Source organism: Mesorhizobium sp. AD1-1 (assembly GCF_020164655.1).
In the GTDB taxonomy this organism is placed as follows: domain Bacteria; phylum Pseudomonadota; class Alphaproteobacteria; order Rhizobiales; family Rhizobiaceae; genus Mesorhizobium; species Mesorhizobium ciceri.
In genome coordinates this window covers 22,867-43,670 of sequence record NZ_JAIUGP010000014.1, presented here as the reverse complement: position 1 = coordinate 43,670, position 20,804 = coordinate 22,867, and the positions used below count along the sequence as shown (strand labels likewise).

Sequence of the window (20,804 nt, the reverse complement as noted above, 5' to 3'; positions counted from 1 at the left end):
AAAAGTTCCTAAACAGTCAAACGAACCAAGGATGTGTTGAGATTCAGGTCAGGCTGCGCCGAAAATGGCGGCTTCCGAGAACCGGAGCGGAGCGTACTTGAAGTACGTGAGCACCGGAAGCGCAGGAAGCCGCCGTTTGCAGGCCAGCCCCACCTGAATATCAGCATATCCTAAAGGGATGCGTCGGTCAGCGACTTCTCCAGCCCCGACAGGTGAATGCCGCACTCGGTCTTGGCATGACCGGCCCAGCGGCCGCTGCGCGCGTCCTCGCCCGGCTGCACCGGCTGCGTGCACGGAAAGCAGCCGATCGACAGATAGCCATAAGCGACCAGCGGATTTTCGCGCAGCGCATGCGCGCGCATATAGTCGGCCTGATCCGATGTCGTCCAATGCGCCAGCGGATTGATGCGGATGCGCGGCCCGACCGCCTCGAACACCGGCAGCGCTGCCCGCGTCGCGGCCTGAAAACGCTTGCGGCCAGTGAGCCAGGCACGAAATGGCGCGACACCGCGCGCCAGCGGCTCCACCTTGCGCACGTCGCAGCAGGCATCGGTATCGCTTTGGTGCAGATTGCCCGTCGGATCGATCCGTTCGAGTGCTGCTTCCTCGGGTTTGATCACCCTTATGTTGGTCAGCCCGAAATCGGCGGCAAGCGCATCGCGATAGCCGAGCGTCTCCTCGAAATGCTTGCCGGTGTCGAGGAAGATGACCGGCAGGGTCCGGTCGATCTTGGCGATCATGTGCAGCAGCACAGCCGAATCCGCGCCGAACGACGACACCGCCGCGATCTCGTCGAGGAACAGTTCGCGGGCCGAGCGTTCGATGATCTCGAGCGGCTTCAGATGACCATAGAGCGCATCGAGCCCTGCCGCTTTGGCGGCGATGCCGTCATCGACGTCTCCAATACGGTCAAGCGGCCTTGGCTTCGCCAGCATAGAGCGCCTCCTTGAACGGCGCGGGACCGACTCGGCGGTAGGCGTCGATGAATTTCTCTTGTGGGTCGAGCCGAAGGCCGAGATAGGTCTCGACGATCTGTTCGATGGCGTCGGTGATCTCTTCCGAAGAGAAGCCGCGGCCGATGATCTCGCCGACCGAGGTGTTCTCGTCGGCCGAGCCGCCCAGCGTCACCTGATAGAGTTCGGAGCCCTTCTTCTCGACGCCGAGGATGCCGATGTGGCCGACATGGTGATGACCGCAGGCGTTGATGCAGCCGGAGATCTTCAGCTTCAGTTCGCCGATCTCGCGCTGCCGCTCAAGCGAGGCGAAGCGGCGCGAGATTTCCTGCGCGATCGGGATCGAGCGCGCCGTGGCCAGCGCGCAGTAGTCGAGGCCCGGGCAAGCGATGATGTCCGATATCAGGTTGGAATTGGCCGTCGCCAGGCCGATGCCGACCAGCGCATCATAGACCGCCTTGAGGTCGGCGCGGGCCACATGCGGCAGGATCAGGTTCTGCTCATGGCTGACACGCAGCTCGTCAAAGCCATATGTCTCGGCGATGTCGGCGATTGCGTCCATCTGGCTGTCCGAGGCGTCGCCGGGCACCTCGCCGATGCCCTTCAGCGAGATCGTCACAGCCGCATAATCGGGATGGCGGTGCGTCACGACATTCTGGTCGAGCCACTCCGAGAACCCCTTGGAATCGAGCCGCGCCAGCTTGACCGCCTGGTCGCCTTCCGGCCGCTCAGCGAGTGCCGGTGGCGCGAAATAGGCCTCGATGGCGCGGATATCGGCTTCCGGCAGCTTCAGCTGGGCGTCTTTCAACTCTTGCCACTCGGCCTCGATTTGGCGGGTGATCTCCTCGACGCCGGTCTCATGGACGAGGATCTTGATGCGCGCCTTGTACTTGTTGTCGCGGCGGCCATAGAGGTTGTAAACGCGCAGGATCGCCGTGCAGTAGGACAAAAGGTCGGCTTCCGGCAGGAAGTCGCGGATTTTGCGGGCAACCATTGGCGTGCGGCCTTGGCCGCCGCCGATATAGACGGCGAAACCGAGTTCGCCGGCGGCGTTCTTCTTCAGGTGCAGGCCGATGTCGTGGGTCTGGATGGCGGCGCGGTCGCGCTCGGCCCCCGTCACCGCGATCTTGAACTTGCGCGGCAGGAACGAGAATTCCGGATGCACCGACGACCACTGGCGCAGGATTTCCGCGTAGGGACGCGGATCGGCGACCTCGTCGGCGGCAGCGCCGGCGAAGTGGTCGGCGGTGACGTTGCGAATGCAATTGCCGCTGGTCTGGATGGCATGCATCTCGACGCTTGCGAGATCGGCCAGGATCGCCGGAATGTCCGACAGCGCCGGCCAGTTGAACTGGATGTTCTGGCGCGTGGTGAAATGGCCGTAGCCCTTGTCGTATTTGCGGGCGATGTGGCCGAGCATGCGCAGCTGCTTGCCGTTCAGCGTGCCATAGGGCACCGCGATGCGCAGCATGTAGGCATGCAGCTGCAGATAGACGCCGTTCATCAGCCTCAATGGCCGGAACTGGTCCTCGGTGATCTCGCCGGCAAGACGGCGCTGCACCTGGTCGCTGAACTCGGCGACGCGGGCCTGGACAAAATCGTGGTCGAACTCATCGTAACGGTACATGCTTGGTCTTTCAGGGCGCGTCCGCCCATGCCTGGTGTCTTGGTTATGCTGCCCGCGCAGCCTGCTTGCCGAGATCGTTGCGGATGGTCGGGCCGGCGGCGCGGATCTTCTCGCGCAGCCGCACCGGCTGGACGACGCCGTTGACGACTTCAGCGTCGATCAAATTGACGTCGACCACTTCGTTGGCAGCATAGGCCTTGGCGCCGATCGCCTCGAGCCTGTCATCGGCTGCCTTGTCATGGGCGAGGTCGGCATGATCCACCGTCTCGGCCCAGCCGCCATCGGCGTACCAGACGGCGATGCCGTCGGTGAGGCGGTTGGCGGTCAGTATCTTCATTGCTGAACTCCTTCGGCGACCGAACTGGACGCGCCTTCATGCCTGTGTGCCGCCAGCGGCTCGGACCGTTCAAAGTTGGCGCCGGCGACCGCATCGCCGATGATGGTCATGACCGGGCCGGAAAGATCGGCGCGCGCTTCCAGCGACGGCAGGTCGGCAAGCGTGCCGTGGAAGCGCCGCCGGTTGGCGAGGCTGGCATTCTCGACCACGGCCACCGCAGTGTCCGGCGACAGGCCGGCCTCGATCAGCCGCCCGGCAACCTCGGCCGCCACCGAGCGGCCCATATAGACGGCGACGGTGGCGCCGGAAATCGCGAGCTTGGCCCAGTCGGGCAGCGAATTGCCCTTGAGGTCGTGGCCGGTGGTGAACACCATCGACGAGGAGACACCGCGCAAGGTCAGCGGCAGTTCGAAATCGGCGGCGGCGGCAAAGGCCGCGGTGACGCCCGGGACCACCTCATAGGCGATGCCGGCGTCGCGAAGTGCCGCCATCTCTTCGCCGGCCCGGCCGAACACCAGCGGATCGCCCGACTTCAGCCGCACGACACGCTTGCCTTCACGGCCAAGCTCGACCAGCAGCGCATTGATCTCAGCCTGGCTCTTGGTGTGGCAGCCCTTGCGCTTTCCGACCGGCAGGCGCTCGGCATCGCGGCGACCCATGGCAACGACCGCCTCGGGCACAAGGGCGTCATGGACGATGACATCGGCTTCCATCAGCAGACGATGGGCTCGCAAGGTCAATAGATCCTCGGCGCCCGGACCGGCGCCAACCAGCGCGATGTGACCGCAAGCGGGCGTGTTCGACAGCAGAAGATCGACGGCGGCGTCATGCGCCTGCGAAAGCTGGCCGGCTTCAGCCGCGCGCGCAGGAGCGCCAGAGAAGAAATCATGCCAGAAGCGGCGGCGGGCATTGCCTCTCGGCAGCAGCTTCTCGGCAGCCCCGCGAAACGAAGCTGCAAGAATTGCCAGCGGCCCGAGCGACGGCGACAGCATGCGGTCGATGCGGCCGCGCAACATCTGGGCAAGCACCGGGCCTGCACCCTCGGTGCCGATGGCGATGGCCACCGGCGCGCGGTTGACCAGCGCCGGGGTGAAGAAATCGCAAAGCTCAGGCCGATCGACGGCATTGACCGGAATGCCTAGGCGGCGCGCATCCGCGGCCACCCGGCGGTCGAGTTCCTCGTCGCCGCTGGCGGCAAACACCATGACCGCGCCTTCGAGCTGCGACGCCTCGTAAGCCGCGGCAAAATGCGTCGCGCCGGCCTGGGCGACGAAGGCGAGCAGGTCGGGCTCGGCGTGTTCCGCGACGATCCGCAGGACCGCGCTCGACTGTCCCATCAGCCGCGCCTTGGCCAGCGCCTCTTCGCCGCCCCCGACGATGGCCACAGCTTCGCCCTCAACCCGCATGAACACGGGGAAGGCGTTGAGCTTGGGAGCAGTGTGCGACATGGACGCGAGCGGAATCCTCAATGAGCTTGCAGTTCTACGCGCGAGCGCGAGAAACCAGAAGGAACGCACTCGCGCATCCCTTATCGGGATGCAATTGCTTTTCTGAAAGCATCCCGGCCAAGAGAAAAATATTTCTCATTTACAGATAGAGCGGATTCAAGCTGCTGTCGCAGGCCTTGATTTGTAGCTCTTTTAGCGCCCGGCGAGAAAAGCCGCAAAACTGTTTTTTCTAAATTCTACCAAGTTAGTAGATTAAAGTCGCGACCTCGGGATAGCCAGAATGTCCGACGCCGACTTGGCTGCCGACTGGAACATTACCGGCTCGAGGTGCGTTCTCAAAAGGCCCGTCATGTCGGATCGAAATCCGGCTGCGGAATGCCAACTAAAGGTCGCCACGCGGCTAAAAAGGAGCCCTGTCATCATGAACACAATCATACTCAAGCACGGTATCTGGGTGATCGTGGCCGATGGCGAGAAGGCGCTTTTCCTCAGGAACGCCGGTGACAACAAATATCCGAATCTCGAGGTGGTGCAGGAAATGCAGCAGGACAACCCGCCCACCCGCGAGCAAGGCAGTGACAGCCCCGGCCGATACAGTGATGGTCCCTCCGTACACCGCAGCGCAGTCGAGGATACGGACTGGCACCGCATCGGCAAGGAGCGTTTTGCCGATGAAATCGCCGCCCGGCTCTACAAGCTCGCGCATGACGGCGAGTTCAGCGAGATCGTGCTCGTCGCGCCGCCGGTGGTGCTTGGGACAATGCGCAAAAAGCTGCACAAGGAGGTCGGGGACAAGGTGACCGCCGAAATTCCCAAGACATTGACCAACCATGCCATACCGGAAATCGAGGCCTTGCTGCGGGCAGCCTGATCATCGATCGGCCCTGACGAATCGAGACGAATAGCTCCGCACAAATTCCGATCCGGCCGGCAGCTTTCTCAGCTGCCTGTCAAATTTTCGCGGCAGCGCCGTCGATTTCACGGCTTTGCGGGTTGCATCGCCGACATACCATCCACCATATTGCAAACAGGCGGCGGCCTTGGGCGGCGCTCATCCAACATCGCTGACTTGAAAGGCGCTCCATAGACAATGCCGCATGACACGCCCCTTATCGCCACCATCGTCGCCGGTCTGGGGCTGGCTTTCGTCTTCGGGGCTCTCGCCAACCGCTTCCGCATTCCGCCCCTGGTCGGTTATCTCATAGCCGGCGTGCTGGTCGGGCCGAACACGCCCGGCTTCGTCGCCGATGCCGGGCTTGCCAACGAACTGGCCGAAATCGGCGTCATCTTGCTGATGTTCGGCGTCGGGCTGCACTTCTCGCTCAAGGATCTGCTGTCGGTGCGTGCCATCGCCGTGCCGGGCGCCATCGTCCAGATCGGCTTTGCCACCGCGCTTGGCGCTGGTCTTGCCTGGATGCTCGGCTGGTCGATGGGCGCGGGGCTGGTGTTCGGCCTGGCGTTGTCGGTCGCCTCGACCGTGGTGCTGCTGCGTGCCCTGCAGGAACGGCGGATGATCGAGACCGAGCGCGGCCGCATCGCCGTCGGCTGGCTGATCGTCGAGGATCTGGCCATGGTGCTGGCGCTGGTGCTGCTGCCGGCGCTCGCTGGCGTGCTCGGCGGCCAGGAGCAGGCCGACGCCCATGCCAGCGGCCTGCTGTCGCTGCCGGCCAGCTACGGCATCTGGGGCGTCGTCGGCATCACACTGGCCAAGGTCACCGCTTTCGTCATCGTCATGCTGGTGGTCGGCCGCCGGGTCATTCCCTGGATCCTGCACTATGTCGCCCATACCGGCTCGCGCGAACTGTTCCGGCTGGCGGTTCTGGCCATCGCGCTCGGCGTCGCCTTCGGTGCGGCCAAACTGTTCGGTGTCTCGCTGGCGCTGGGCGCCTTCTTCGCCGGCATGATCATGAGCGAATCCGAACTCAGCCACCGCGCGGCGGAAGAATCGCTGCCGCTGCGCGATGCCTTCTCCGTGCTGTTCTTCGTCTCGGTCGGCATGCTGTTCGACCCGTTCAGCCTGATCAGCAATGGTTGGCCGATCCTGGCGACGCTCGCCATCATCGTCATCGGCAAATCACTGGCCGCGTTCGCCATCGTTGTTGCCTTCGGCTATCCCATCGCCACGGCGCTGATAATCTCGGCAAGCCTCGCCCAGATCGGCGAGTTCTCCTTCATCCTGGCTGAACTCGGCGTCGGGCTGAAGCTGCTGCCGGAACAGGGCCGCGACCTCATTCTGGCCGGTGCGATCCTGTCGATCGTCCTCAACCCGCTGATGTTCCTGGCCATCGACTGGATGAAGCCGTGGCTGGAACGACGCGCCGCCAGGACGGCACCACCGGTCGAGGCAAAACCGGTTGGTCCAGCGACGGAGCCGGGCCAGGTAGCCTCTGTCGCGGCAACGATGAAAAAGGAGGACGGGCCGCCGCCTAGGACGGCACTCACCGGCCATGCCATCCTGATCGGCTACGGCCGTGTCGGTGGCCTGGTCGGCTCGGCGCTGAAAGACGCGGCACTGCCCTTCCTGGTTATCGAGGACGCCGACAAGACGCTGGCGAAACTGAAAGCGGACAGCGTCGAGACCGTCGCCGGCAATGCGGCCAATGCCGAAGTGTTCGCCGCCGCCAACCCCGAGGGCGCCAGCCGGCTGATCCTTGCGATCCCCAATGCCTTCGAAGCCGGCCAGATCGTGCTCCGCGCGCGCGCCGCCAATCCCGCTATCAATGTCATCGCCCGTGCCCATTCCGATGCCGAGGTCGAACATCTCAAGGGTTTGGGCGCCGATACGGTGATCATGGGCGAGCGCGAGATTGCGCGCGGGATTGTGGAAGAAGTTCTCGGTTCCAAACCGGAGTTGAGGCGCGAAACCGCCGAGCCGTCGGTGGCCTGAGTCCCAAAGCCCAAGCTGCACTCTCGCACGCTGGCAACGTGATCGGCTCGACCACCCTTTCAAGCGAGCATCACGCCACGAATGCAGAGCCGCCATTTTGCGCGATACCGCTGAGGTATTTGGCCGGCGGCTTCCCAAGCGCCTTCTTGAACATGGTGATGAAGGCCGTAACGGAACCATAGCCGAGATCGCCCGAGACCTGCTGGACACTCTTGCCGGAAGCCAGTTCCCGAATTGCAACGATCAAGTGCAATTGCTGGCGCCAGCGCCCGAAACTCAGCCCCGTCTCCTTTGCCACAAGGCGGGCGAGGCTGCTCTCGCTGAGCGCGATGCGGTTGGCCCATTCCGCCAGTGTGCTGCGGTCGGCAGGATCTTGCGCCAACGCTTCGGCGATCCTGTTCAAGCGTGGCTCGGACGAGATCGGCAGGTGCAATTGCTGGACAGGCATGCGTGGCAATTCGGTGAGCAGCATCTTGGTCAAGAGTTCGCCCCTCGCCCCGTCACCCTCCACCCGATCGGAAAGCTCGATGATCAATTCGCGCAGCAGGGGCGAGATTGAAAACGTGCAGCACCGCTCCGGCAGATCGGCGGCTCCCGGCTCTATGTAGACGAAAAAAATCCGGGCGTTGGCGGTTGCGACATTGCTGTGCTCCATGCCGCCGGGGATCCACACCCCGCAATGCGGCGGCACCATCCATAGACCGCTTGGAACGCGGCATGTGACGCCACCGCCGAGTGCGAAGACGAGTTGGCCTTTGCGGTGCCGATGGGCGGGGACTTCCGCTCTGGTCTCGGGGATGTCGACGCGCACGACAATCGCCGGCGCGGCAGGGTCATCCACATCGAGATCGAGCCAGGGGTAGCTGAGGGGTTGTCTCATGGTTGACTGTTATTAGCGATTAAACGCCACGATAGCTAAATTCTTTAACAGCGAAAGTCGATAAGCTCCGGCTCGTACTCAGCTTGCCGTGCTTTCCACAGCAAGCTGGCACCGACAAGCCAGCAACAAGGTACGCCATGCTCGCCCTGGTCATCTCTCCCGAAAGCGCGACCGGGTTGAGGCTCGCCGACATCGCCGAGCCTCAACCGGCTTCGAACGAAGCGCTTGTCTCTGTCCACGCAACTTCGTTGAACCGGGGCGAACTGCGCCTGCTTGCCATACGCCCCGAGGGCTGGATACCCGGCCAGGACATCGCGGGGATTGTCGAACGAAGAGCAGCCGATGGTTCCGGGCCAGCCGTCGGCGCCCGGGTTGTTGCTTTGGTCGACGAGGCCGGTTGGGCCGAACGCATCGCAGTCCCAATCGACCGTCTCGCCGTCCTGCCGGATGACGTCAGTTTCGTTTCCGCAGCCACGCTTCCTGTCGCCGGTACGACGGCACTAAGGACTCTACGCCATGGCGGCGACCTCGCCGGCCAGCAGGTCTTGATCACCGGTGCAAGCGGAGCGGTCGGCCGTTTTCAGATCCAGATCGCCCGCGAGCAAGGCGCCTCGGTGACGGCAATCGCCGCGGCCCGGCACGCCGACGATCTCCGCGGTCTGGGAGCCGAGCAGGTTGTCGAAGCGATCGATCTGGCCGAGGGGCCGTTCTCGCTGGTCACCGAGTCGGTCGGCGGCCAAAGCCTCGCACGCGCGATCGAACGTATCGCACCTGGCGGGACCATCGTCATGTTCGGTTCGAGCAGCGGCGAGCTGACGCCCGTCGGATTCCGCCAGTTCGTTCCGGATCATGAAGGGGCAAGGCTTCAGACTTTTGCGTACTACACGTCTGGTCCAGGCATCGGCGAGGACATCGCCTCACTGCTCGCTCTGGTCGCAGCCGGCCGGCTCGAAACGCGCGTGGCCTTGACGGCGCCGTGGACAGACGTCGCTCAAGCGCTGGACGCACTGCGCCAGCGCAGCCTCAGCGGCAAGGCTGTTCTCACCATAACAGGATGAGCATCCTGTTTTGTCACACGTGCTGGCCGCCATTGATGTGGATTTCCGAGCCAGTCACATACGACGCCTGCTGCGAGCATAGGAAAAAGATGATGTCGGCGACTTCGGCCGTGGTGCCAAGGCGCCTGAGAGGAATGGTCTCGACGATCTTGTCCGTGCCCGGCGACAGGATCGCGGTATCGATTTCGCCCGGCGCAATCGCGTTGACGCGGATGCCGTGCGGACCGAAATCATGCGCCATCTCGCGCGTCAGCGAGCCGAGTGCCGCCTTCGATGTCGCGTAGGCCGTGCCGGCGAAAGGATGCACGCGGGTTCCGGCGATCGAGGTTACGTTGACGATCGAGCCCTTGGCCGCCGCCAGTTCCTTGAACAGCCCGCGCGCCAGCATGATCGGCGCGAAGAAATTGACCTGGAACACGTCGCGCCAGACATGCATCGGCGTGTCGATCGAATTCATGCGGCTGTTGCCGTCCTTGAGCTTCGGCGAAATGCCGGCATTGTTGACCAGCGCATGCAACTGGCCGCCATGCGCTTCCAGCCGGTGGCGAATTTCGGAGACGGCGATGCCGACATCCTCCTGATCGGCGAGATCGACCTTGATGTGGTCTTCCGGCCCGGCCGGCCACGGGCAGTCCTCGGCGAAAGCCTGCCTGGAGCAGGTGATGACGCGCCAGCCCTCGCGCGAAAAACGCTTGACGGTGGCGTGGCCGATGCCGCGGCTGGCGCCGGTCAGCACGATGGTCTTTCGGGTGTCGAGCTCAGTCATTTCAGGTCTCCAGCCGGCAGATGTAGCCGAACGCCGCCGAGGTGGCGAGAGGCCGAAATGTCACCATTCACCTCAAAGGAGGAACCGGGAAGCCGGCTCGCCGTTGGTCCTTGAATGCGGAAAGGGTGCGGGGTTCTGAATCAATCTATCAGGACAAAGTCATGACACAGACAGCACCCCTCGACATCGCCACCGCCTTCACCAAAGCGTGGACAGGACACGACCTCGAAAAGGCAGCATCCTATGTCGCCGACGACGTCGTTTTTGATGGGCCGATGCAACAGTCGACTGGCAAGGCCCCCTACCTCGAGGGCCTGACCAAACTTTCACAGGATGTGACCGGTGTGCGCATGATCGCGGCCTTCGGAGACGACCACCAGGCGCTGCTAATGTATGACTTGATGACAGAGTCGTCCGGCGCGCTTTCCTGCGCCAAGCACCTCACCATCAGCGACGGCAAAATTCACAGCGACAAACTGACCTTTGACAGCAAGAAGCTGGGCAGCGCCAAACCAAAGGCGAATTAGCAGGTCTACTCAGCCGCCAAGGAGGTCGAGGATCGAGGTCTGCCGCTTCTTGCGCGGGCCGCCAACGTCGCCTGGCGGCACCGGGTGCTTGATCGACGCGGTGGCGCCGTCATCCTCCGGCATGGAAAGGCCATCGGCATCGACGGTTTGGGCGGGACGAGCCGCGCGGACCGGCGCTGGCGCTTGGGCAACCGGCGCTGCTGGCCGCGCTGGTGCCTGCTGACCGACCGACGTGGACGGAACCGGCGCCGTGTTGTTCGCCGAGGGTATCTCGTCGGGGACGATTGTGTCGGCCGGCGTCGACTTCCAGGTGCCGGGCAGCGGCCGCACCGGCACACCCTCGTGGGCCGCAACCATGAACTCGTGCCAGGCCTGCGCCGGCAGTGCGCCGCCGGTGACCTTCTTCATCGGGCTGCCATCATCATTGCCGAACCACACACCGGTGGTGAGATTGGCGGTGTAGCCGACGAACCAGGCGTCGCGCGAATTCTGACTGGTGCCGGTCTTGCCGGCCGATGGCCAGGCGAAAGCCGCTTTCCGGGCAGTGCCGATCTCAACCGTGCCCGTCATCATCGAGTTCATCATGCCGACGATCTCAGGCTTGACGACGCGCGGCGCGCTGCCGCCGCCGCTGTCGTAAAGCACTTTGCCCTCGGTGGTCGTCACGCGCCGGATGAAATGGATGTCGGGCTTGTAGCCGCCATTGGCAAAGGGGACATAGGCCGATGTCAACTCCAGCGGCGTCACTTCCGAAGTGCCGAGCGCGATCGAGGTGTTGGCTGTCAGGTCGGACTGGATGCCCATGCGATGCGCCGCCTCGACAACCGCGTTCGGCCCGACCTCCATGGTCAGCTGCGCTGCCACCGAATTCAAAGACTTGGCCAGCGCGGTGGCCAGCGTCACCTTGCCGAAATACTTGCCGCCGTAATTGTCGGGCGTCCAGTTGCCGATCTTGATCGGCGCATCGTTGCGGATGCTGTCGGGCGTGCGGCCGGCTTCAAGAGCGGCCATATAGACGAACGGCTTGAATGCCGAGCCCGGCTGGCGACGTGCCTCCGAAGCACGGTCGAACTGGCTGGTCGAATAGTCGTAGCCGCCGACCATGGCGCGCACCGCACCGGAATCGTCGATCGACACCAGGGCGCCCTGGCTGACGTTGAGTTTCTTGCCGCTGTCGTCGATCAGCCTGCGGATCGATTGCTCGGCGAGCTTCTGCAGGTTCAGGTCGACGGTGCTGTCGATGACGATATCGCCGCGTACGTCGCCGATCAGGTCGGGCAGTTCCTCCATGATGGTATCGGCGACGTAATTCTCCGAGCCGGTCCAATAGGAAGGCGCACGCGTTGCCGGCGCGCTCATCGCCGAGGTCAGTTCCTTGGCGCTGATCTTGCCCTCGTCGCGCATGGCGGCAAGCACCAGCTGTGAGCGTTCCTCGGCGGCCTTGGGATCGCGTGCCGGCGACAGCCGCGACGGCGCCTTCAGCAGGCCGGCAAGCAATGCGGCTTCCGACAGGGTGACGTCGCGCGCGCTCTTGCCGAAATAGCGGCGCGAGGCGGCTTCGACGCCATAGGCGCCAGAGCCGAAATAGACCCGGTTCAGGTACATTTCGAGGATCTGGTCCTTGGTGTGCTTGTGCTCCAGCCATAGCGCCAGCAGCACTTCCTGCACCTTGCGCTCCAGCGTGCGGTCGGGTGTCAGGAACAGGTTCTTGGCCAATTGCTGGGTCAGCGTCGAGCCACCCTGCGAGAAATGCCCGCCAAGCACATTGGTGACCATCGCGCGGGAAAGCCCGATCGGGTCGATGCCGAAATGCGAGTAGAAGCGCCGATCTTCGATGGCGATGACGGCTTCCGGGATATAGGGCGACATTTCGTGCAGGCCGACCGCCTCGCCGCCGCTCATGCCGCGATTGGCGAGCAATTGGCCATCTGCCGAGACGATCTTGATGTTGGGGGCGCGGTCGGGAATCGACCAGGTCGTCGCCGCCGGCATCTTGGCACCGTAGTAGATGACGATGCCGGCCACGGCGATGCCGCCCCAGATGGCGAGCACGAAGCACCAGTAGAATAGCCGGCCGAGCACGCCGAACAGGCCGCGCCGGCTTCTGCCGCGCTTGACCCGCGACGATTTCCCTTTGGCCGGCTTGCGTTTTGCGGAGGCTTTGCGATTGCTCGGCACGACGCGATCCTCCTCGTTCACCGAAAGACCCGCCGAGGACCGCGCCTGCGGCGGCCCCTCGAAACTGGGTTCGATGCGACTGTCTCTGCGGTTCGCCATGCGCTGTGCTTGATGTCCCCGATGCCTATGGCGTTCGGGTTGAAGAGTAGATGCGGCGATTTAAGGGCGGGTTAAGTCGTGTTCGAATGCCGGCCTTGGGGTTGGGCAGCCAAAAAGGCCAGCGTCTGCTCTTTGCAGGTTACTGACGCCACGCTGTTCGCTGTCTCGTTCAGATGGGCTCGAACTTCACATCCGGCTGGTCGGGACCGCCGGCTTGCCGCAACAGCGCGACAATGTGTTCGCCCCTGTCGACCGGCTGTCGCCTCCAGTTCGAGGCGTTCGTGACGTGCAGCCAGCCATCGACAATCATGAAAAAATCCTCGGATTGATCATGTCCGGCGCCGAAGCGAAGCGATTTGTTTTCAGCGAATCGAATCAGCGCCGGATCGATCGACCTGTAGAGCACAGGCCAGTTGCCACCGCCGGAATCCATATGAAACTTGTAGCTCGGGGCGAAATCCAGTCGTCGCCGCAACAAGCTTCCGTCGAAAAAACAGAAGCCGGGCCACAGGAACCAGCCGCCTGGCGTCGGCGTATCGCGCCGCACGCTGCCGTAGAGGCTTTTGCCCTCCATCCGGGCGCGGATCGAAAACGGTTCAGTCGGAAAGATGTCATGATCGATGAAGCCGAACAGCTTCGGCCCGAACCTGGGCAAGAAATTCCGCACGATCCAGTTGAGCGCTTGACCGTGCGATCTGCTGACGACCAGCCTGTTCTTCGGCAATGCGACATAGGGGACATGCTGGCGACGGCAGAGATCGCGGATTGCTTCCCTTGCCTCGCCCTTGTTGCTGTTGTCGAAAACGATGTAGCTTTCGTGCTCGGCCAGGTATCGGCGTACCAGGTGGATCTGCCATTCGATCATTTCGGGCCGGTTGAAGGCCACGGTGGCGACGACCGCATCGCGGAACACCTGCTCTTGCCCCTGCAATTCGCTGACCGGTGCGGATGTCCTCAGAAAGCGAAACACCCGCCAACGATAGCGCAGCAGCGCCTCGCGCCTTGGCGGCCTGTTCAGCCTCTCCCATTCCGCCACGGTGATCGGGGGCCGATCGACGTCTTCCGGGGCGTCAGAAGCAACCATGTCGCGCCCCCGCATAGCTTAGTTCTGCTGGATCGAAATGCCCTTGTCGTCGATCTTGAGCTCGACGCCCTTGGGTTTGGTCTGCTCGCGATAGACATAGATGCCGAGCGCGATGACCACGACGACGAGCGCGCCGATGACGAGATAGAGCGTATTCTGTTTCATGGCGCGCTCTTTGCGTTGTCGAGCCTCAGGCTCGTTTCAGAACCTTGACCAGCACCAGCAGGATGATGGCGCCGATCGTGGCATGGATGATCGCGGCGAGAGTGCCGCCGCCGATGGAAAAGCCGATCCGCGGAAACAGCCAGCCGGCGATGAACGCACCGACGATGCCCACGATGATGTTGCCGATCAGGCCGAAGCCGAAGCCGGAAACGATGAGACCGGCGAGCCAGCCGGCGATGGCACCGATGATGATGAAGACGAGCAGGCTTTCGACACCCATAGCGATTTCCTCCGAGCAAGAGGGCGACCGCGGACCGGAAAGCCCCGAATCGGCCTCGATATCAACGGCTTCAGGCTATTCGAAAGCAGCCGGCCTCACCAGCGGCGCGCTTATTGATCGTCGTCGTCGCTTGCGGCAGGGCGCCAGCTGGTCGGCTCGACCTTCTTTTGCGTGTGACTGTCGATATAGACCCACCAGCCGTCGTCGCGATATTGCGCGATGGATTCGTTGATGACGCCGTCGCTGTCCTTCCAGGTCACGGAGACCTTGGAGCCGTCTGTCGGCGCGGTCGCAATCGGCTTTCTGTCCGCCATGTCATTATCCCCAATTGCACCGACAAACTGAGCCGACAGAACGCGACGGCCTGTATCCGGTTCCAAACGGTCACCGGCCCGCGGAGCGCGCCAACGGCCCTCAGCTATGGGCGAAGATATCCTCTTCGCCCCAGCCCATCAGGTCAAGCTTGGCACGCGTCGGCAGGAAGCGGAAGCAGGCATCGGCCTCCTTGGTCCGCCCATCGCGCGCCAGCCGTCCGGCCAGTACATCGCGCAACCGGTGCAGATAGAGCACGTCGGAAGCCGCATATTCGAGCTGTTCGGGCGACAGCGTCTCGGCCGCCCAGTCCGACGATTGCTGCGCCTTGGACAGCCCGACGCCGAGAAGCTCGAAGCAGATGTCCTTGAGCCCGTGGCGGTCGGTGTAGGTGCGGGTGAGCCGCGAGGCGATCTTGGTGCAGAACACCGGCTCCGGCATGACGCCGAACGCATTGTAGAGAACGGCAAGATCGAAGCGGCCGTAGTGGAACAGCTTGGTTACGCCGCGGTTCCTCAGCAGGCTGACGAGGTTCGGCGCCTTCTTCTGGCCGGGCGCGATCTGGATGACGTCGGCGCTGCCGTCGCCAGGCGAAATCTGCACCACGCACAGCCGGTCGCGATGCGGATTGAGCCCGAGCGTTTCGGTGTCGATGGCCACTGCCCCGACATTGTAGTGCGAGAGGTCGGGCAGGTCGTTTTTATGGAAACGGATATCGGCCATTGTCTTCTCCGGTCGAGCCCTACAGTGCCCCCTGACCCGCAGGGGATGCTGCAGCGCTTTATCTTGTGGCCCGTCCTCGCCGCGATCGGCTGAAAAATCAACAGGAAAACAGGGGTTCCGCTGCTCAGCGCGTCAAGGCATCGAGAATCCGCGCCCACGAGCGCTGGCCCTTGTGGAAGGAGCTGAGCTCGTATTTCTCGTTGGGCGAGTGGATGCGGTCGTCGTCGAGGCCGAACCCGACCAGCAGCGATTCCATGCCGAGATAGGTCTGGAAATCGCCGACAACCGGAATGGAGCCGCCGCTGCCCGTCGTAACCGCCGGCTTCGGCCATTCGTCGGACAGCGCATTCTTGGCCTTGGCCAGGAAGGGCGAGTCGTAGGAAAGCTGGATTGCCGGCGAGCCGCCATGCGGATGGAATTCGACGGAACAGTCGGCCGGAATGCGCTCCTTGACGAACTTCTGGAACGCGGCCCGGATTTTTTTCGGGTCCTGCTTGTGGACGAGGCGAAACGAGACCTTCGCCGAGGCTTCGGCCGCGATCACCGTCTTGAAGCCCTTACCGGTATAGCCGCCGATGATGCCGTTGAACTCGGCCGTCGGCCGCGCCCAGGTCAATTCCAGCACGGAGCGGCCCTTTTCGCCCGACGGGATCGACAGGCCGACCGGTCCCAGGAACGTCTCGGCAGTCTCGCCGAGCGTCTCCCATGATTTCAGGATCTGCGACGGCGTTTCCTCGACGCCATCATAGAAGCCGGGAATGGTGATGTGGCCGTCCTTGTCGTGGATATCGGCCAGCACCCTGGCCAGGATGCGGATCGGGTTGGCGGCGGCACCACCATAGAGGCCCGAATGCAGGTCGCGGTCGGCGGCCTTCACCGTGATCTCCTCACCCACCAGCCCGCGCAATCCGACGCAGATCGACGGCGTGTCGCGATCCCACATGCCGGTATCGCAGACCAGCGCGAAATCGGCCTTGAGTTCGTCGGCATTGGCCTCGAGGAACGGCTTCAGCGAAGGCGAACCGGATTCCTCCTCGCCCTCGAACAGGATGGTGATGCGGCAAGGTAGATTGCCATGCACCTGTTTCCAGGCGCGGCAAGCCTCGACGAAGGTCATCAACTGGCCCTTGTCGTCGGCCGACCCCCGACCGACGATCACCTTGTGGTCCGGCCCGACCTCCTTGACAGCAGGCGCGAACGGATCGCTTTCCCACAATTCGATCGGGTCGACCGGCTGAACGTCATAATGGCCGTAAAACAGCACATGCGGCGAACCGGCCGGGCCGTCATGGTGCGCAACCACCATCGGGTGGCCGGGCGTGTCGCGAACGCTAGCGTCGAAGCCGATCAGCTCGAGTTCGGCCACCAGCCATTCCGCCGCCTTGCGGCAGTCGGCGGCATAGGCTGGATCGGTGGAGATGGACTTGATCCTGAGCAAGCCGAACAGGCGCTCGAGGCTCTGGTCGAGATTCTTGTCGAGACGGTCGAGGACGGGGGAAACTGCGGACATATGTGAAGCCTTTCGATTCAGAACCGGAACCGTAAAGGCATGACGGGAAAACGAAAAGCCCGCGATCATTGGACCACGGGCTGCAAACGTCTCTCCGAGGCAAAAAAAGACCGCCGTGGTGGAGGGGGAACCACGGCGGCCTTCTACTCGAAACGATGCGGCAGCCCGGAGAGGGGGGATAGGCTGCCGCAGGTGTCCGGGATAGGCGGGGGACGGGCCTTGCTCCGGACTCGGCGAAAACTGCCGATGACGTGTATTTGGGTCTCTGAACGTGGCGATTCAAGGGCACGAAAATTACAGTTTTGTAACATGGGCGTGAGCAGGGTGACGGCGATCTGTCAGGGTGTTGCCGGAACCGATAGTCGAGGCTGCCTTTGGCATGGACCAAGCCGCCGCGCCGCGCTATCCCTGCCGGCATGAAAAAAGGCGATCATCTCTTCCTTGTCGACGGCTCCGGCTACATCTTCCGTGCCTATCACGCGCTGCCGCCGCTGACCCGCAAATCCGACGGCCTGCCGGTCGGCGCCGTTTCCGGCTTCTGTAACATGCTGTGGAAGCTGATGCTCGACGCCCGCAATACCGATGTAGGCATCGTGCCGACGCATTTCGCCGTCATTTTCGACTATTCGTCAAAAACCTTCCGCAACGACCTCTACCCCGAATACAAGGCCAACCGCTCGGCACCGCCGGAAGATTTGATCCCGCAATTCGGCCTGATCCGCCAGGCGACCAGGGCGTTCAACCTGCCCTGCGTCGAGATCGAAGGCTACGAGGCTGACGATCTGATCGCCACCTATGCGAGGCTCGCCTGCGAAGCCGGCGGCGATACCACCATCATCTCCTCCGATAAGGATTTGATGCAACTGGTTGGCGATACGGTCGCCATGTACGACCCGATGAAGGACCGCCAGATCGGAATTCCGGAGGTCATCGAGAAATGGGGCGTGCCGCCGGAGAAGATGGTCGACCTGCAGGCACTGACCGGCGATTCGGTCGACAATGTGCCTGGTGTGCCCGGCATCGGGCCGAAGACGGCGGCGCAACTGCTCGAACAGTTCGGTGACCTCGACACGCTGCTAGCCCGGGCCGGCGAGATCAAGCAGGACAAGCGCCGGGAATCGATCATCGCCAACGCCGACAAGGCGCGCATTTCTCGTCAGCTGGTGACGCTGATGAACGACGTACCGGTGACCGAGGGTCTGGAGGATTTCGTCCTGCACGCGCCCGACGGCCCGAAGCTGATCGGTTTCCTCAAGACCATGGAATTCACCTCGCTGACCCGCCGTGTCGCGGAAGCGACCAGCACCGAGGCCGGCGACGTCCAGGCCGTCGCGGTCACCGTCGAACGCGCCGATCATGCTCATGGCCCGGATGTTGGGGCCGGGTTGCCGCCGGTTGCCCGGAACGCGCCTGGCACTGAACCGGACGAAGCCGGCGGGACGGCGGAGACGTCAAAACAAGGCGATACCCCCTCCCTGCTCGCGGCACTAAGGCTGGAGCGCGCGGCCACCGGCAAGATCGATATTTCTGCCTATCATTGCATTCGCGATGTCTCGACCCTGAAAGCCTGGGTGGCTGAGGCACGGGAGGCTGGCATCGCCGCCTTCGACGTCAGGGCGACATCCGCCGATCCGATGCAGGCCGAACTGATCGGCATGGCTATCGCCACGGCTCCCGGACGCGCCGCCTACATTCCCTTCGCCCACATGAGCGGCAATGGCGACCTGCTCGGTGGTGGCGCGCTCGAAAACCAGATTCCGCTGCGCGAGGCGCTGGCGGTGCTGAAACCGCTGCTCGAAGACAGATCGGTTCTCAAGATCGCGCAGAACCTGAAATACGATCTTGTCATCGTGAGCCGCTACGGCATCGATGTCGCACCGTTCGACGACACCATGCTGATCTCCTACGTGCTCGATGCCGGTACGCCCCATGGTCACGGCATGGATGCGCTTGCCGAAAAGTGGCTCGGTCATACCCCTCTTCAGCTCAAGGACGTGACCGGCTCGGGCAAAAGCTCGGTCGGTTTCGATCAGGTCGACATCGACAAGGCGACCGCTCATGCCGCCGAAGAGGCCGATGTCACGCTGCGGCTCTGGCTGGTGCTGAAACCGCGGCTTGCCGCCAAGGGCCTGGTGTCTGTCTATGAGCGGCTGGAGCGGCCGCTGGTGCCGGTGCTGGCGCGCATGGAACAGCGCGGCATCTCGGTCGACAGGCAGATCCTGTCGCGGCTCTCCGGCGAATTGGCGCAGGGCGCCGCTCGCCTCGAAGAGGAAATCTACCAGCTCATCGGCGAACGCATCAACATCGGTTCGCCAAAGCAGCTCGGCGACATCCTGTTCGGGCGCATGGGCCTGCCCGGCGGTTCGAAGACCAAGACCGGCCAGTGGTCGACCTCGGCGCAGCTTCTCGAAGATCTCGCTGCCGAAGGTCACGAACTGCCGCGCAAGATCGTCGACTGGCGCCAGCTGACCAAGCTGAAATCGACCTATACCGATGCGCTGCCCGGCTTCATCCACCCCGACACCAAGCGCGTCCACACCTCCTACGCGTTGGCCGCTACGACGACGGGACGCCTGTCATCCTCCGATCCGAACCTGCAGAACATCCCGGTGCGCACCGCCGAGGGCCGCAAGATCAGGACCGCCTTCATCACCGACAAGAGCCATCGGCTGGTCTCGGCCGACTACAGCCAGATCGAATTGCGGGTGCTCGCCCATGTCGCCGAGATCCCGCAACTGCGGCAGGCTTTCGCCGACGGCGCCGACATCCACGCCATCACCGCGTCGGAGATGTTCAACGTGCCGGTCGAAGGCATGCCCTCGGAGGTTCGCCGCCGCGCCAAGGCGATCAATTTCGGCATCATCTACGGCATTTCGGCCTTCGGTCTCGCCAACCAGCTGTCGATCCCGCGCGAGGAAGCCGGCAACTACATCAAGAAATATTTCGAGCGCTTCCCCGGCATCCGCGATTACATCGAGGAGACCAAGGCCTATGCCCGCGAGCACGGCTTTGTCGAAACGATCTTCGGCCGCCGCATCCATTACCCCGACATAAGATCGTCCAACCCCTCGCTCCGCGCCTTCAACGAACGCGCCTCGATCAATGCCCGCCTGCAAGGCACCGCCGCCGACATCATCCGCCGTGCCATGATCCGCATGGAGGAGGCGCTGGAAAAAGCAGGCCTTTCGGCACGCATGCTGCTGCAGGTGCATGACGAGCTGATCTTCGAGACCGTCGAGGCGGAAGTCGAGGCGACGATCCCGGTCGTGCGTCATGTCACGGAAAACGCGGCGATGCCGGCGGTCTCGATGTCGGTGCCGCTGCATGTCGACGCGCGCGCCGCCAACAATTGGGACGAGGCGCATTAGCACCAACGCAAGGTGTGTTGAGATTCAGATCAGGCCGAGCCGAAAATGGTGGATTCCGAGAACCGGAGCGGAGCGTACTTTTCGTACGTGAGCACCGGAAGCGGCAGGAAGCCGCCATTTGCAGGCCGGCATCATCTGAATCTCAACTCACCTCAAGCCGCCTCAGCCAAACACTTGGCACATGTCCCGCGAAACTCGATCACCGCCTTCTTGGCGGCGAAGCCGGTGGAGCGCACCCATTCGTCCAAGCTGTGGCCGACATCGTGGTCGGACATCTCGGTGACCTGCCCGCATGTGTCGCAAATGGCGAAGGCAGTCATCGAATGGCTGTGGTCATGCGGCTCGGCGCAGGCGACGAAGGAATTGATGCTTTCAAGCCGATGCACGAAACCTGACTTCACCAGCGTGTCGAGCGCGCGATAGACCTGGAGCGGTGCGCGAAAACCGCGCTCGCGCAATTGGTCGAGCAAGGTGTAGGCACTGAGCGGTCCGCTGGCGGTCTCGAGTTTCTCGAGCACGCACAGCTGGTTTTTCGTCAGCACATCCCTTGCCGCCATGATCCTGTTTCCAACTCGCCTTGCGTCGCTTGCGCCGCGCACAAA

19 protein-coding genes are annotated in these 20,804 nt (G+C 63.3%); 5 read left to right on the top strand and 14 right to left on the bottom strand.

Annotated elements, in window-relative coordinates; translation table 11 throughout:
* Positions 1-170: 170 nt before the first annotated feature.
* The 4 genes from LB519_RS23525 to cysG are packed head-to-tail and all read right to left on the bottom strand — an operon-like array spanning position 171 to position 4,365.
* Positions 171-935 (bottom strand): phosphoadenylyl-sulfate reductase, encoded by a 765-nt coding sequence (locus LB519_RS23525; protein ID WP_024502838.1) that lies wholly within the window; start codon positions 933-935, stop codon positions 171-173.
* Positions 910-2,580 (bottom strand): nitrite/sulfite reductase, encoded by a 1,671-nt coding sequence (locus tag LB519_RS23520; RefSeq protein ID WP_013529563.1) that lies wholly within the window; start codon positions 2,578-2,580, stop codon positions 910-912. The genes LB519_RS23525 and LB519_RS23520 overlap by 26 nt, the downstream gene beginning before the upstream one ends.
* A 43-nt stretch (positions 2,581-2,623) precedes the next feature.
* Positions 2,624-2,917, bottom strand: coding sequence for a DUF2849 domain-containing protein (locus LB519_RS23515; RefSeq protein WP_013529562.1), 294 nt, complete (start codon positions 2,915-2,917; stop codon positions 2,624-2,626).
* Positions 2,914-4,365 (bottom strand): siroheme synthase CysG, encoded by a 1,452-nt coding sequence (gene cysG, locus LB519_RS23510; protein ID WP_224621318.1) that lies wholly within the window; start codon positions 4,363-4,365, stop codon positions 2,914-2,916. Before cysG ends, LB519_RS23515 begins: the two co-directional genes overlap by 4 nt.
* Positions 4,366-4,786: 421 nt before the next feature.
* Here cysG and LB519_RS23505 point away from each other — a divergent pair, with 421 nt between their 5' ends.
* Together LB519_RS23505 and ybaL are read left to right on the top strand one after the other, a co-directional pair.
* A complete protein-coding gene (locus LB519_RS23505) occupies positions 4,787-5,236 on the top strand; it encodes a host attachment protein (protein WP_013529560.1) in 450 nt (149 codons plus the stop codon).
* Between the two features lie 219 nt (positions 5,237-5,455).
* A complete protein-coding gene (gene ybaL, locus LB519_RS23500) occupies positions 5,456-7,252 on the top strand; it encodes a YbaL family putative K(+) efflux transporter (RefSeq protein WP_224621317.1) in 1,797 nt (598 codons plus the stop codon).
* A 70-nt stretch (positions 7,253-7,322) separates the two neighbouring features.
* Here ybaL and LB519_RS23495 read toward each other — a convergent pair whose 3' ends face one another.
* Positions 7,323-8,132, bottom strand: a complete 810-nt coding sequence (locus LB519_RS23495; protein WP_224621316.1) for an AraC family transcriptional regulator — start codon at positions 8,130-8,132, stop codon at positions 7,323-7,325.
* A 137-nt stretch (positions 8,133-8,269) separates the two neighbouring features.
* Between LB519_RS23495 and LB519_RS23490 the strand changes: the two genes are divergently transcribed.
* Complete coding sequence (locus LB519_RS23490) at positions 8,270-9,190, top strand: zinc-binding dehydrogenase (protein WP_224621315.1); 921 nt, start codon at positions 8,270-8,272, stop codon at positions 9,188-9,190.
* Positions 9,191-9,203: 13 nt separating this feature from the next.
* On the opposite strand, the gene LB519_RS23485 is transcribed toward LB519_RS23490, so the two are convergent.
* Positions 9,204-9,956 carry an SDR family NAD(P)-dependent oxidoreductase gene (locus tag LB519_RS23485; protein ID WP_013529556.1) on the bottom strand — a complete coding sequence of 251 codons (753 nt, stop codon included), beginning with the start codon at positions 9,954-9,956 and terminating at the stop codon, positions 9,204-9,206.
* A gap of 161 nt (positions 9,957-10,117) precedes the next feature.
* On the opposite strand from LB519_RS23485, the gene LB519_RS23480 reads away from it, so the two are divergent.
* Positions 10,118-10,483, top strand: coding sequence for a nuclear transport factor 2 family protein (locus LB519_RS23480; RefSeq protein WP_027161316.1), 366 nt, complete (start codon positions 10,118-10,120; stop codon positions 10,481-10,483).
* A 9-nt stretch (positions 10,484-10,492) separates the two neighbouring features.
* Here the strand turns inward: LB519_RS23480 and LB519_RS23475 are convergent, their stop codons facing one another.
* The 7 genes from LB519_RS23475 to LB519_RS23445 all read right to left on the bottom strand — a co-directional run bounded on the left by LB519_RS23475 (position 10,493) and on the right by LB519_RS23445 (position 16,834).
* Complete coding sequence (locus tag LB519_RS23475; RefSeq protein WP_224621314.1) at positions 10,493-12,760, bottom strand: transglycosylase domain-containing protein; 2,268 nt, start codon at positions 12,758-12,760, stop codon at positions 10,493-10,495.
* 169 nt (positions 12,761-12,929) lie between these two features.
* The gene (locus tag LB519_RS23470; protein ID WP_063173799.1) at positions 12,930-13,844 is read right to left on the bottom strand and encodes a hypothetical protein; all 915 of its coding nucleotides are present in this window, start codon (positions 13,842-13,844) and stop codon (positions 12,930-12,932) included.
* A gap of 18 nt (positions 13,845-13,862) precedes the next feature.
* Positions 13,863-14,009: a hypothetical protein gene (locus LB519_RS23465; RefSeq protein WP_013529552.1), complete on the bottom strand. Its 147-nt coding sequence runs from the start codon at positions 14,007-14,009 to the stop codon at positions 13,863-13,865.
* A 25-nt stretch (positions 14,010-14,034) separates the two neighbouring features.
* Positions 14,035-14,289 carry a GlsB/YeaQ/YmgE family stress response membrane protein gene (locus LB519_RS23460; protein ID WP_013529551.1) on the bottom strand — a complete coding sequence of 85 codons (255 nt, stop codon included), beginning with the start codon at positions 14,287-14,289 and terminating at the stop codon, positions 14,035-14,037.
* Between the two features lie 110 nt (positions 14,290-14,399).
* Positions 14,400-14,603, bottom strand: coding sequence for a hypothetical protein (locus LB519_RS23455; RefSeq protein WP_013529550.1), 204 nt, complete (start codon positions 14,601-14,603; stop codon positions 14,400-14,402).
* A 100-nt stretch (positions 14,604-14,703) separates the two neighbouring features.
* Positions 14,704-15,324, bottom strand: a complete 621-nt coding sequence (locus LB519_RS23450) for a ribonuclease D (protein WP_063173099.1) — start codon at positions 15,322-15,324, stop codon at positions 14,704-14,706.
* Positions 15,325-15,448: 124 nt separating this feature from the next.
* Complete coding sequence (locus LB519_RS23445) at positions 15,449-16,834, bottom strand: M20/M25/M40 family metallo-hydrolase (RefSeq protein WP_027161313.1); 1,386 nt, start codon at positions 16,832-16,834, stop codon at positions 15,449-15,451.
* A 416-nt stretch (positions 16,835-17,250) separates the two neighbouring features.
* Between LB519_RS23445 and polA the strand changes: the two genes are divergently transcribed.
* Positions 17,251-20,202 (top strand): DNA polymerase I, encoded by a 2,952-nt coding sequence (gene polA / locus LB519_RS23440; RefSeq protein WP_224621360.1) that lies wholly within the window; start codon positions 17,251-17,253, stop codon positions 20,200-20,202.
* Between the two features lie 152 nt (positions 20,203-20,354).
* Here the strand turns inward: polA and LB519_RS23435 are convergent, their stop codons facing one another.
* A complete protein-coding gene (locus LB519_RS23435) occupies positions 20,355-20,759 on the bottom strand; it encodes a Fur family transcriptional regulator (RefSeq protein WP_013529546.1) in 405 nt (134 codons plus the stop codon).
* Positions 20,760-20,804 lie beyond the last annotated feature (45 nt).